The sequence below is a fragment of the Cocleimonas sp. KMM 6892 genome, from assembly GCF_035798195.1.
In the GTDB taxonomy this organism is placed as follows: domain Bacteria; phylum Pseudomonadota; class Gammaproteobacteria; order Thiotrichales; family Thiotrichaceae; genus Cocleimonas; species Cocleimonas flava.
The window spans coordinates 385,674-398,360 of sequence record NZ_JAPFBV010000004.1 but is presented as its reverse complement, the minus strand read 5'-3'; the positions used below and the strand labels follow the sequence as shown (position 1 = coordinate 398,360).

Genomic DNA, 12,687 nt, shown 5'->3' with positions numbered 1-12,687 from the left:
GTAATGCGATACTTAATAAGGAAACGAATGACTTATAAATTATTAAAAATGGGGCTATTAAAAGTTACCCTATTCATTTTATTAGCAAATACAGCCGTGGCTGAAAACATCATAACGCTTGATCAAACAGACCCAGATGCATTGTTAGAAGCAATTTACAATTTATCTTCTGAATTTGAAGAGAAAGATGACTACTTGATAACGGACGAAGTAATAAGTCGCTTGGCTGAATTACTGTCGCATGAAAATGAAGATGTAAACTTCGCTGCAGCTGGTATTTTCGATACGTTATCAAAAAGAGGGGATATTTTTGATGAGTCATTCGTCGACAATCTTGTGTCTAAGCTAAGCTCTCAACCAAGCACCCAGCCAACGACACAACAGACAGGAAACATTAACCTGGTAAGTACTATCGGTTTATTAGGGGGGCCAAAGTATATTCCCGAACTGGTTACTTTATTAGATAAAAGTCCTGCTGAATTTCAACGATCTATCATTAAAACGCTGGGAGAAATACAGCATGAAGATGCGTTACCAGCAGTTATAGCTGCGTTAAAAAATAAGGACGAAGATGTCAGATTAGCAGCGATAAAAGCTATCGGTAAAATACATCATAAAGATGGTGTTATGCCTTTAATTGGCGCGCTTACTGACTCAAGTGATTATGTGAAATCAGATGCGGCACAGCTTTTAGGTAAGTTTAAAGATAGCCGAGCGGTGCTCCCACTCATTGAGTATTTGAAAAAACATGCGGATCAATACGCAATCAATTCATTAGGAAAAATAGACGATAAAAGAATTGCCCCATTTCTCGTTGAAGGATTAAACAAAAACGTGTTTTACGATGACGCTGCAGTCAAAGCCATTCAACTTCTAAGAAAGTTAGAAGGCGAAAAAGAGGCATTCGATGGTCTATTGCAAATAGTTAAAAACGAAGACCAAGACAATTTAGCGCGAATGACTGCCTTTACATCGTTAGGCAATACAAAAAATCACAGAGCCACAAATGACGTATTAAGCATTCTGCAGAATGAAAAAGAGTCACCTTTAATACACCGCTATGCCGCGAAATGTTTAGGCTTACTGGGCGATAAAAAAGCAGTCTCTGTGTTAAATGATATTGTCTTTACCAGTGAAAAACCCAAAGTATCGTTTTTAGATAAAATTTTAAGGTTCGGTAATTCGGATGCCGCCGACTTAATGGAAACCATAAATCAGGATAGAAATGCATCCTTAAAGACCGAAGCCGTTATCGCCTTAGGTAAGCTAGATGCAATCGAATCTGTAGATCAGCTTTTGACAATATTAGAACAAAATAAAAATAAAGAACTCACCATCGGTATTTTGGAAGTATTAGGCTCAACGGAATCTTTGAAATCACCTAAAACGACCGAAACATTGATACGTTATTTAAGTGCTGAAGATAAATATATCAGAATAAAAGCTGCGAGGTCGCTTCAACAGTATAACGATAAACAAGCCATACCTGCTTTAACCAAAGCATTAAAAACAGACAAAGAGAAAGATGTCCGCAGAGATGCCATCAAAGCATTAATACACCTTAACGGAGAAGATTTAGTCGGCACATTAATACCAGCGTTAAACGATAAAAGTGAATATGTCCGCCTACAAGCGATTCAAGCAATCGGAAAATCTCAAAGCCCAGAAGTGCTACCAGCCTTGCTACAAGCATTAAATGACTCAAGTAGATCAATAAGAAGTAACAGCAGAGAGTTTTTAGTAGAAAGGGCAGATGCAACCTTAATAAAACAATATATTCAGACCTTACAAAACGAGCAGGAAAAACCCGAATATCGAACAGAATTCGTTGAAATCCTATCTCATATTAATCAACCAGAAGTAGTCAATGCACTGTTTACCACATTGAATAGCGAGCATAAATCAATCAGGTTAAATACGATTTACGCATTAGGCGCGTTAAAAGTAGAAGCGTCTGTCGATAAACTAATCAATATAATGAGTGATGAAAACCAGAAACCGATGCATACCATAGCGTTTGAGGCATTGACTCATATAGGAAAACCTATCGCCATTCCTGAACTTATCAAGGCAATACACAAAACAAAATCTCCCTGGGATCAAAGCCGACAAGTCAAAGCATTATGTCAGATTAAAGAAGACCCAAGAGTTGCAGAAACATTAAAGCAGCTTTCATTTACTGCTGGGCGTGCATATACGCGCAAACAAGCGCGGTGTATCTCTAATAAAACGCTCTAAGCAGCAAGGATATTCTATAAGGTTTTAAAGCCCGATTTTGTTCGGGCTTTTTTGTACCTGTTATTTCAATATTCATTTTATCTCGAAGAAAAAAGTGCCTGTAAGTGGGGAGGTGGCTTATAACTTTCACTTACCAGGCAAACCATTACAAATTATTAGATTCAGCGAATATTCATAAGTAGCTACTTATAATCAAACGTCTATCCATTATTCATCACTAGCATTTAAATAACCCTTTGAAAATAAAGCATAAAAATAACGCAGAAAAGCATCTGCAATTCTCTGATAAGGCATTAATTCCAATGAGTTTTTTTAATGAAATACCGTTCCGAAATTGATGGTTTAAGAGCTATCGCCGTTTTGCCCGTGATATTTTTTCATGCAGGTATTGGTATTCTAAGCGGTGGCTATGTCGGCGTTGATGTCTTTTTTGTCATCAGTGGTTTTTTAATTACCACGATCATCCTGTCTGAAATTCAACAAGACTCATTCTCACTCGCAAACTTTTACGAGCGGCGTGCGCGCCGTATTTTACCTGCATTATTCTTTGTGATGCTGGTGTCTTTGCCATTTGCCTGGATGTGGTTATTGCCGTCCGATATGAAGGATTTTGCGAAAAGTTTAATCGCTGTTTCCACGTTTTCTTCCAATATATTATTCTGGACAGAAACCGGTTATTGGGAAGCCAGTAGCGAACTAAAACCGATGTTACACACATGGAGTTTAGCGGTCGAAGAGCAATATTATATATTCTTCCCGTTGTTCTTAATGATCATGTGGAAGATACGCAAACGCTGGATTCTCAGTACCGTTTTGCTGCTCGCATTAATCAGTTTAGCAGCCTCACAGTGGGGCGCTTATAACAAGCCCACTGCCAACTTCTTTATGCTGCCTACACGCTTATGGGAGTTAGCAATTGGCGCACTGATTGCGCTCTATTTACTAAAAGCGAATACCGCATTTCAACCGCAAAAATGGGTTAGAGAAACATTTGGTGCCATCGGCTTATTGATGATCGCCTATGCAGTCTTTGTGTTTGATGAAACTACGCCCTTCCCAAGTGTGTATACCTTAGTGCCAACTGTAGGTGCAAGCCTCGTTATACTGTTTGCCACATCCACTACCTTAGTCGGCAGATTCCTTAGTACTAATTTGTTTGTCGGGGTAGGGCTGATCAGTTACAGCATATACTTATGGCATCAACCGCTACTCGCCTTTGCCCGTCACGGTAGCTTTGATAAACCCAGCACATTGGCATTGTTTGCATTAGTGACACTGTCTATTCCATTAGCCTACCTTAGCTGGCGATTTATCGAAAAGCCGTTTAGAACCAAAGGCGTCTTCGATAGAAAACAAGTCTTTGGACTCTCAGCTGCCGCATCCGTCGCATTCATTGCAATTGGCGCATCAGGGGTGATGACCAATGGCTTCGAGCAACGCGCTATTCAAAGTAATCTAACCATGGATTCCATCGATAAAAGATGGAGAATAAACGCAGGATTAGACCTGAAATGTACTGAGACATTTACCCTGTCTAATGAATGCAATACCAGCGACAAACCAGAAATAATGATCTGGGGTGACTCTTACGCCATGCATTTAGTCAAAGGCATAATGGCATCAAAACCCGATGCAAAAATTATTCAGATGACGAAATACGTCTGTGGGCCGTTCACCAATATCGCACCAATTATAGAACCGCACTATCCGGTTGGTTGGGCCAAAGAATGTCTCGACTTCAATCAGCAAGTCCAACAATGGTTAGCCAAAAATGACAGCGTGAAATACGCAGTGCTCTCATCGCCATTTAGTCAATACCTAGCAGAAGGCTCAGAAGTATTACTCGCAAATGGTGAACGCGCACCCGCAAACAGAGCGTTGATTACTAAGGAGTTTGAAAACACCTTAGAAACACTCGTCAATATAGGGATAAAACCCATCGTATTCTCACCACCACCCGCCAATGGTATAAATCTGGGGCGCTGTTTAACGCGCGCAGACTGGAAAGGAAAGGCACTCGACGCTTGTAACTTTAACAAAGATAAAATGCTAGACATTAGACAAACTGTGTATGAGTTTTTAGATACGATTGAAGACAAATACCAAGTCGTTCGCCTCGACGATTATATGTGCGAAAGCCAGGAATGTAATACGCATATCGATTCAACCTACTTTTTTAGAGACGAAGGGCACCTGTCTCATGAAGGCACGGCTTTGTTGGGTAAGAAATATGGGTTTTATGACTCGATTGCTAGTGAAGAAACGGTCAATGAGGAAGTTGTTAGTAATAGAAATGCTGGATATAAATCTGATGTTGAAGATTTAGTGACCAGAGATATAAAGAATCAGATTTCTGATGAAGTGGAAAGTGAAATCAAGCGTGAAGGTGTTGTAGTGTTGGGTTATCCAAAGGATGAAAAAGTAGATACTGAGAGTGAGGTTATTTCTGTTATTAAGAATTAATTTGATTGGTTTTATTATTACTTTAAGCTTAATTGTTAATATAGATTATGTGATGCTAGTTTATGAAAGAGAATTTTCAAATTTTTTCACAAAAGATGAAAAATAGTCAAGACTACTTAAAAATTGATAGTTTAAAAAATTTATATAGTTATAAAATATGGGCAAGAAATGCTTATGTAGGTGTATGGATTGAAGATGAAAATGCTTTTTTAATCTGTCGATATAAAATAGGGGATTATCCATTGTTACGTAAGGAGTATCATTGGGATATAGGCGAACCATTAGGAACAGCTAAACCTATAGAAATAATAGAAAAATGTCCTTTTGATCTAAAAGATTATGAAGATAAGATTTTTTTGAAATATCTGGATGAATTAGAAATAAATTATCCAGTAGTCGTGGGGTTTAATACTTTACAAAATAGAAAAGATTCTGCTATTCAGTTTCAACAAATGCTATCAGATAAGAATAACAGGGAATAATGAATTCTAGAAAGAATGAGAATTATTTTTAATAAATTAAGTTTGCAGACGCTATATCTTTAAATACCTTTCAAATATTATTCATGAAGGTCTACTCTATAAGGTTTTGATTTAGCGTCAATTTTCCTTATTTCTTCTATAATATGATTCCAAAGTGAGCTGCCTTCTTTAAGATTTAATAAATTATCCATGTCATCACGAATATTTCCATAGTTATATGAATACCATTGAAGTTCGTCCCATACTCTACCTACATAAGGTATTTCGTTGATATATTTTTTCTTACCTTCAATATTCTGATGACTTTCATCAAGTAATTGAAAACCATAATGAAAATTGTTTGTTGCTGAAACGATACGAAAAATAATATTTGGATTTTTGGTGATAAGAAATAATCCTATACCTTTAACTTTTTTTCCTGTCTGATGAAACCACTTTTTACATTCATTATCATTATAAATATGGTGTTGTTTTAATATGTTTTTGTCTTTCTCAAGGGTATATCCGGCTTTTTCTAAGTTAGTTTTTAGTGAGTCAAAAAAATCAAATAAAAATTTTCCTTTTGCATCATTAATACTTTTAGATAATTCAACTGCAGTTTTTAGATTTTCGTCCTTTAGTAATAATTCTACTAGCACTGTTTTGCGAATCTCTGTCATGTCGTTTCCGGTAATTTTTTTTATAAGGTTTAGATACTGTAAAATTGCTTCTCTAACAATAGGAATTAATGCAACTTCCTTTATACATAACTCCAACCATGAGGTAATATTTTCACAGTACGAAAGCCTTTCATAGTTTACACTTTTACTGAACCGTATTTTCTCTTTAGCGTCATACTTTTCGGGGTAAGCTGAACTTTGATTACTGGCATCTAATCCTTCTTTGGTAAGATATATTAAGCAGAACTCTTTCCCATTTTTTTTAGCTATTTTAGTATATCTTTTTAATTGTTCCTTACCATCGGGAGCATCAATTTTATTTTCAATTAGAATCCAATAATTTGGGAATTTTATTATGATATCCAGCCTCTCTTTGCCAGAGTTGAATACTTCTTCTGTGGAAATTGATGAACTAGAAAAATCAAGGTTTACATTGATTTTGTCATAAAAAGGCAGATTTTTAACGAATATCTCAAGGAATTTATAACCCTGTCCGTGTGCACCCTCTGGGTTTAATAATTCAGCAATCATCGCAGAATGAGTGTTTACTTCATTCCGTTCTATCTTAGTTATTGAAAAGATGTTGAATTTATAACCAGTTTCCGTTTCGACTTTATCGTGTCGCCTCCTAACTTCAGAAGCACTATCGAGTAATTTCGAAACTTTATTGAAAAACGGAGTACAATTTGTTGTCATAATTTTAGTTATATAAGTGAGCCTTATTACGAAGCAAGAATATACTCTAAGCTTTTTAAACAGACAATTTAAAAAAATTCAATCGATTATTATGTATTTTATTTTAGTTTGACTTTAGAAAGCCCAACTAGTGTCAAACTTTTAAAATCTAGAGTTTGAAAAAATCTCTAGATTTTAAAAGTGCCCCAGAGGTAGGAAGAGGCCTAAATACTGCCTAGAAGTAACACACTGATACACATCCACAATTCACTAACTTACCGCTCATTCGACTAACGGTATAAAAAGTAAAATACAAATCTCATATACTCATGAGCATCAATTAATAAAAATAAGCAAAAAGTAATAAGAGTCGGTATAAAAATGAATCCTTTTGAAAAACTTTTAATGGTAGTCTTTCCATCAATGGGTTTGGCGGGTATTTTGTATTTCTTTACGTGGTATCTACCCGATGTAGAAAATGGGAATTTTACTGAGAGCCAACGTTTACAGGGAACATCGTACCCATCTAAAGTGGTCTATCACAAATCGGACACACTCACGCCAATGAATACCGATTCGTCAGCAATTTCGCCAATGCGGATTCTTGAACCAACTAGTCATAATGACGTTAAAAGAGGCAATTCTCATAAGAAAGCTTCCATAAAATGGCATGGTGAAAATAATGTCACCCATATATCTGAGTCTTTAAAACACCGTAGCTATAAGCAAACGAATAATTATGTGCCTCAACCCGTTTACAATAATACAAACAATAACTTGCAGGCGGAATACGCTCAAAAAATTAGATTACAGCAACAAGCTCAGGCAAGAAAACAAAAAAAACTTGATAAACAAATGAATGATCGAAAGTGTGCTTACATTGAAGAAATGAAGGAAAGAGCTGAAGATCGTATGAAAAGAGGATATAGAGCGAGCGAGTATAATCACCTAGAAAAGAAACGAAAATACTGGGCTAAAAAATACGCTAACAATTGTTTTGATGGGATTAGATATCCGAGATAGTGTTATTAGAATGACTCAAATCTAAATAAAAAAGTGCCCCAAAGTCGGGGGGTGCCCAATAGCACCCAATAATCTCATCCAAAAACCACTTATATCCGTATTGAAATGACTGAAAGGAAAAAATGTTTTTTTTGAATTTACATTCAAATTTAAAACATGGTTTCATCATATAATAGTGCAGTCATACAAAAATTAAGGGACAGGGTTTATGCTAGGTGTTATCGGAGGATCGGGTTTATACGATTTAAAAGGGCTAAATATAATCAATGAACATGAGGTTAAAACGCCCTTTGGTGCGCCGTCTGCGCCAATTCTTGAAGGCGAATTCTCTGATCAAAAGATTCTATTTTTATCCCGCCATGGTAAAGGACATCAGTTTTTACCGCATGAGGTTAATTATCGTGCCAATATTTTTGCATTAAAAAAATTAGGTGCAACCAAGGTATTTGGTGTTTCTGCTGCGGGTAGTTTGCGCGAAGAAATTAAACCGGGTGATCTTGCTATGCCATCGCAATATTTTGATCATACCCGTGGTAAACGGGATTATACGTTTTTTGGTAATGGCATCGCGGGTCATGTTTCGACCGCTCATCCTGTCTGTCCTGCATTAAGCAGTGATATTGAATCTGCGGCTAAACGACTAAAACTCGATATTCATACGGGTAAAAGTTATGGCTGTGTCGAAGGGCCAAGGCTTGGTACACAGAGTGAAAGTTTCTTCTTACGCGATCAAGCGAAATGCGATTTGGTCGGTATGACGAATGTGCCTGAAGTGTTTTTAGCGCGTGAAGCTCAAATGGCTTATTCGACGGTCTGTCTAGTTACAGATTATGACTGTTGGATGGAAGATCCTTCGCAACATGTGAGTGTTGAGAAGTTTTTTGAAGTGTATGGTGGCGCGTTGAATAAAGCTCAGGATTTACTCGCTGAACTCCTTAAATCTCCCCTTACGGAAACGCCTGACAGTATTCGCAATAGTTTAGCTGCTTCAATTTTGACGCCTGATGAGGCCATTAATGAAGAGCAAATGCATTGGTTAAACGTTTTACGTGGCTAAACCTAATCAGCAAGATGAACAATGCCTCGAAAATTTCAGCATTATCATTCCGAGCTGGAATCAGGAAACAGCGTTAAATGCTTTATTAGAAAAATTGGAAAATACGGGTGCCGAAATTATCGTGTCATCCGAAGGTTCACGTGCGAAAAGCCTCAATGCCGGGGCGAAAAAAGCCACTAGAAAAATACTGTGGTTTGTCCATGCGGATAGCCAAATTACTAAAGAGAATATTCAAAGCCTGATTGAGTCTTTGAATCAATTTCCTGATGCCTTACATTATTTCAAACTGCAATTTGCCGAAGGTGGGTTGAGTGCAATAAATGCTAAAGGGGCTAATCTACGCTCCTCTTTATTTGACTTACCATATGGAGACCAGGCGTTGTGCCTGTCTAAACAGCAATTTGAATTGATAGGTGCTTACCCAGAAGACATGCCTTATGGGGAAGATTTACTCTTCGTTCGTTTAGCCAAAAAACAGGCGATTCAATTGGTCGAGATACCTTCTTTTTTGATCAGTAGTGCGCGTAAATACAATTCACAAGGTTGGGTGAAAACCTCTATTACCCACTGGTATATCATGTTTAAACTTTTGCTTAAAAAATTATGAAAATAGCTATCGCAATCTTTGTTAAAACCCCGAATGTCTCTCCTTTAAAAACGCGTTTAGCGGCATCTTTAGGAAAAGAGAAGTCATTACATTTTTATGAATTAAGTCTTAATAGTATTGTTAGTATGCTTAAGCAAACAGAGACTAACCCTTATTGGGCAGTGGCTGAAAAAGAGTCTCTGGATAATCCGCTGTGGAGTGACTTTAATAGATTACATACCGGAGAAGGGGATTTAGGCGATCGTCAAAGTCACGTTTACCACGAACTGTTAAAAACGCATGATGCTGTTATGTTAATCGGTGCAGATGCGCCACAGTTATCTATTGAAAAAATAGAACAGGCGATGGATGCATTAAAATCTCACGATTATGCGATTGGACCTGCAACTGATGGTGGTTACTATTTATTAGCGGGGAAGAGAAGTATTCCCGATCAGGTTTGGGCAACAACACCCTGGAGCGATGTTAAAACCAAAGAAATTTTAGTGGCTCAATTAGATTCAAAACCTTACGAGCTAGATGCACTGACCGATGTGGATACTGAATCTGATCTCAAGATTATGCTTTCTGAAATGCCACAGAGTTTAAATGAGAATCAGGTAAAACTTAAAGAGTGGATAGGGGAGCTGTGATTAAAACGAGCCTAGAATCTGATTTTTTCTAGGCTCGTAGAAGTAATATTTAGACGAATTCAGCGTCTTTAGTCAGCGGTAGCGCTACAAGAACCACCACCCAATACACAAAATTTAGAACAGTATTGATGGTTTAAGTACACGCGTTTTGAGCTTTCTTTTAAGGTCGAATCAAATTCAAACTCTTCAGAATAGGGTAATAAGGTACAGGCGATAACGGCTGGTTTCTCTGCGCCTTTTCGTTTAACCACCATGCGTGAATTTGAACACATAATCTCATCGGGTTTTACGTTTAAAATATCCCAGCACTCTGTGGTGATTTCTGGAACAGATGCTGCTTCGTCCATTTCAGGGAATAGTACTAACTCCACAGGATCAGCAGCATTAATCTTGATATTCTGAGTTTCAAAAAGCCCTGCATAGCCGAGTCGTAAGTCTTCTATCTCTTCTCCCCAGCGTGTTCTGCCGGCGATATTGATGTTGAAGCCATTATCAGAAAGCCATTTTAGTCCGTTTAAGGCGATTTCCCATGTACCAAAGCCGCGTTCTTCGTCATGCATTTTTCGCTTAAAGTGATCTATTGATACTCGTAAGAGAAGCTGGTCTTTGTATTGCTCATTGATCTTAATTAAAGCCTCTTTATGTCGCATCATCGGGCGCATTGCGTTGGTTAAAACAACTAACTTAAACCCACGGCTTAGGCATTCTTCGATGATTGGGATAATGTCGGGATTCATAAATGGCTCGCCACCGGTGATTCCTATCTCCGTTGTTGCCATTTCTTCGTCACGAATTTCATCCAGATACGTTTTTACTTCTTGATAGGTCATATAAACCAAGGCATCGTTTTTGGGTGATGATTCGATATAACAATTTTCACAGGTAATATTACAAAGCGTACCGGTGTTTAACCAAAGTGTATCTAGTTTGTTTAAATCGACATAAGCGCGTGATTCATTGTTTGCTGTGGTGAGATAATTTTCAAATTTATTCATTTTTACTATTCTTAAACTCGGTCTTAAACCCGGTAGGCCTCAACGTAAATAACATAGAGTACTCTTACGGAGAAACATTTATTTTAGATGTTTTTTTGAGAAGTTAATTCAAAAAAATACAAAGAAATTCGCTCGCAGCTATTTTAACTGCTCTCTATTATGAAGTATTGAGCACACTTGTGGTTCATTCAGGAGTACTTCTACTTCAGTAAAAAGTATTAACGTGTGAACTATATGAATCACAAGAAATACAAAGCTTTGTAATCTTTCGAGTTTTTTTAATAGAACTTCTATTTAGCATCATCCAAGCAGTACATTCATACGTATAACAACCACAACAATTTTTGACATGGGGATTAACCTTTAAATGACACCTTACTTAATTGGCATAACTGCCCTTGTCTTGATGGCAAGCATCGTTATTTCTCCACGTATTCGCACGATTGAAGGCTTCTACCGAGGCTACTCAGAAACAGGCATCGCGCCATCACTCTGGACCTTAGTCCTCTCCCAAGTCACCACCTGGATTTTCGCCCGTTCATTGATGACGGCAGCCATTCTCGGTTTTTATTATGGTATCGCAGGCGCATTAGCGTATGCCGCGTATTATTTTAGCTTTGTCACCGGTGGCGCTATTATTAATCACCTGCGTTTTAAACACGGCTATGACAATGTACAAGGATTCTTAAGCGCTAAATTCGGCGCAACAGGCGCAGGCATGTATAACTTTGTGGTGATCTTGCGATTACTCAGCGAAGTGTTTGCCAACTTAATTGTCGTAGGCGAAATCTTTGGCTTAAAAGGCAGCCTCGAATATTTCTCTGCGATGCTGGCAATCGGTGTGATTACGGTTGGCTACTCATCTATGGGGGGCTTACGCGCCTCTTTACGCACGGATGTATTACAGTCGGTATTGGTTATCGCACTTGTCGCTATCTTATTTATCGCGATGTTATTTAATCCTGCTTTTGACTTGGGTGCCGTATTTAATTCATCACCTGATATCAAATCGCCTGGTTGGGTGTTGTTAGTCGTCGCAGGTTTGCAGGTTTGGAGCTACCCATTACATGATCCTGTGATGATGGATCGCGGCTTTTTAGCCGATCAGGAAACCACAAAAAAATCATTCCTGCATGCCGCATGGATTTCGATAGTGTGCATTTTAATGTTTGCACTTTTAGGAGTGTTTGCCGGTTTAAATAACCTGGAAAGCGAAGGCATGATGGACGCACTTACGCGCTTATTCGGCCAACCTATTATGGCTTTATTTAGCGTTGCGTTAATTATCTCTGCCTTGTCGACGCTTGATTCTACTTTTTCTAGCGCCTCAAAACTTGTCGTTAAAGACATGAAATTACTCCCCGAAACCATGATGTCGGGACGTATTGTGATGGTCGCCTTTTTGATTGTAGGTGGATTATTCTTACTCTGGGATAGTAAAGACCTTTACGCAGCAGTAGCTGTAAGCGGCACCTTATCCATGTTCTTATTACCGATAATTGTGTTTTGTATCTGGGGTAATCGCGACGTTGCTTTATGGCCCGTGGTAGTGACTTTTGCGGTAACCGTGTTTGGTGGTATTACCTACATTACAGAAAGCTCAAATTACACCACCTGGATGTTTGATCTATTTGGCTATGAACATAAATATTCAAAACTATTGATTATTTGTATCACCATTACGATCGTGGGTTTTGTCTCTTTTGCATTGGGGCTAAAAGAAAAAATAGACAGCACAGTAACTAAGGTCAACATTAGTGAGCCTTAAAAGAATAATTAGGATAACCGTAATTTGATCAATTAAAGCCCGATAATAATCGGGCTTTTTTGAATCTGTTGATTTTTGGATTCGCTTT

At 37.9% G+C, this 12,687-nt stretch carries 10 protein-coding genes; 8 read left to right on the top strand and 2 right to left on the bottom strand.

The window, feature by feature from the left end; genetic code table 11:
* The first annotated feature begins 27 nt into the window (after positions 1-27).
* The 3 genes from OO007_RS13500 to OO007_RS13490 all read left to right on the top strand — a co-directional run bounded on the left by OO007_RS13500 (position 28) and on the right by OO007_RS13490 (position 5,183).
* Complete coding sequence (locus OO007_RS13500; protein WP_325809204.1) at positions 28-2,238, top strand: HEAT repeat domain-containing protein; 2,211 nt, start codon at positions 28-30, stop codon at positions 2,236-2,238.
* Positions 2,239-2,553: 315 nt separating this feature from the next.
* Positions 2,554-4,701: an acyltransferase family protein gene (locus OO007_RS13495; RefSeq protein ID WP_325809203.1), complete on the top strand. Its 2,148-nt coding sequence runs from the start codon at positions 2,554-2,556 to the stop codon at positions 4,699-4,701.
* A 62-nt stretch (positions 4,702-4,763) separates the two neighbouring features.
* The gene (locus OO007_RS13490) at positions 4,764-5,183 is read left to right on the top strand and encodes a hypothetical protein (RefSeq protein ID WP_325809202.1); all 420 of its coding nucleotides are present in this window, start codon (positions 4,764-4,766) and stop codon (positions 5,181-5,183) included.
* 77 nt (positions 5,184-5,260) lie between these two features.
* On the opposite strand, the gene OO007_RS13485 is transcribed toward OO007_RS13490, so the two are convergent.
* Positions 5,261-6,538 carry a PDDEXK-like family protein gene (locus tag OO007_RS13485; RefSeq protein ID WP_325809201.1) on the bottom strand — a complete coding sequence of 426 codons (1,278 nt, stop codon included), beginning with the start codon at positions 6,536-6,538 and terminating at the stop codon, positions 5,261-5,263.
* A 360-nt stretch (positions 6,539-6,898) separates the two neighbouring features.
* Between OO007_RS13485 and OO007_RS13480 the strand changes: the two genes are divergently transcribed.
* From OO007_RS13480 to OO007_RS13465, 4 genes are all read left to right on the top strand, one after another.
* Positions 6,899-7,540: a hypothetical protein gene (locus OO007_RS13480; protein ID WP_325809200.1), complete on the top strand. Its 642-nt coding sequence runs from the start codon at positions 6,899-6,901 to the stop codon at positions 7,538-7,540.
* Between the two features lie 208 nt (positions 7,541-7,748).
* Complete coding sequence (locus tag OO007_RS13475) at positions 7,749-8,597, top strand: MTAP family purine nucleoside phosphorylase (protein ID WP_325809199.1); 849 nt, start codon at positions 7,749-7,751, stop codon at positions 8,595-8,597.
* Complete coding sequence (locus tag OO007_RS13470; protein ID WP_325809198.1) at positions 8,590-9,204, top strand: glycosyltransferase; 615 nt, start codon at positions 8,590-8,592, stop codon at positions 9,202-9,204. The genes OO007_RS13475 and OO007_RS13470 overlap by 8 nt, the downstream gene beginning before the upstream one ends.
* On the top strand, positions 9,201-9,836 hold the full coding sequence (locus OO007_RS13465) for a TIGR04282 family arsenosugar biosynthesis glycosyltransferase (protein WP_325809197.1): 636 nt from the start codon (positions 9,201-9,203) through the stop codon (positions 9,834-9,836). The genes OO007_RS13470 and OO007_RS13465 overlap by 4 nt, the downstream gene beginning before the upstream one ends.
* A 68-nt stretch (positions 9,837-9,904) precedes the next feature.
* Here OO007_RS13465 and OO007_RS13460 read toward each other — a convergent pair whose 3' ends face one another.
* On the bottom strand, positions 9,905-10,831 hold the full coding sequence (locus OO007_RS13460) for a radical SAM protein (RefSeq protein ID WP_325809196.1): 927 nt from the start codon (positions 10,829-10,831) through the stop codon (positions 9,905-9,907).
* 367 nt (positions 10,832-11,198) lie between these two features.
* On the opposite strand from OO007_RS13460, the gene OO007_RS13455 reads away from it, so the two are divergent.
* Positions 11,199-12,599 (top strand): hypothetical protein, encoded by a 1,401-nt coding sequence (locus OO007_RS13455; protein ID WP_325809195.1) that lies wholly within the window; start codon positions 11,199-11,201, stop codon positions 12,597-12,599.
* The last annotated feature ends 88 nt before the right edge of the window (positions 12,600-12,687 follow it).

What these genes read in the sequence shown, in the direction of transcription:
- OO007_RS13500 (WP_325809204.1), top strand. Translation starts at nt 28, where the DNA reads ATGACTTATAAATTATTAAAAATGGGGCTATTAAAAGTTACCCTATTC.
- OO007_RS13495 (WP_325809203.1), top strand. Translation starts at nt 2,554, where the DNA reads ATGAAATACCGTTCCGAAATTGATGGTTTAAGAGCTATCGCCGTTTTG.
- OO007_RS13490 (WP_325809202.1), top strand. Translation starts at nt 4,764, where the DNA reads ATGAAAGAGAATTTTCAAATTTTTTCACAAAAGATGAAAAATAGTCAA.
- OO007_RS13485 (WP_325809201.1), bottom strand. Translation starts at nt 6,538, where the DNA reads ATGACAACAAATTGTACTCCGTTTTTCAATAAAGTTTCGAAATTACTC.
- OO007_RS13480 (WP_325809200.1), top strand. Translation starts at nt 6,899, where the DNA reads ATGAATCCTTTTGAAAAACTTTTAATGGTAGTCTTTCCATCAATGGGT.
- OO007_RS13475 (WP_325809199.1), top strand. Translation starts at nt 7,749, where the DNA reads ATGCTAGGTGTTATCGGAGGATCGGGTTTATACGATTTAAAAGGGCTA.
- OO007_RS13465 (WP_325809197.1), top strand. Translation starts at nt 9,201, where the DNA reads ATGAAAATAGCTATCGCAATCTTTGTTAAAACCCCGAATGTCTCTCCT.
- OO007_RS13460 (WP_325809196.1), bottom strand. Translation starts at nt 10,831, where the DNA reads ATGAATAAATTTGAAAATTATCTCACCACAGCAAACAATGAATCACGC.
- OO007_RS13455 (WP_325809195.1), top strand. Translation starts at nt 11,199, where the DNA reads ATGACACCTTACTTAATTGGCATAACTGCCCTTGTCTTGATGGCAAGC.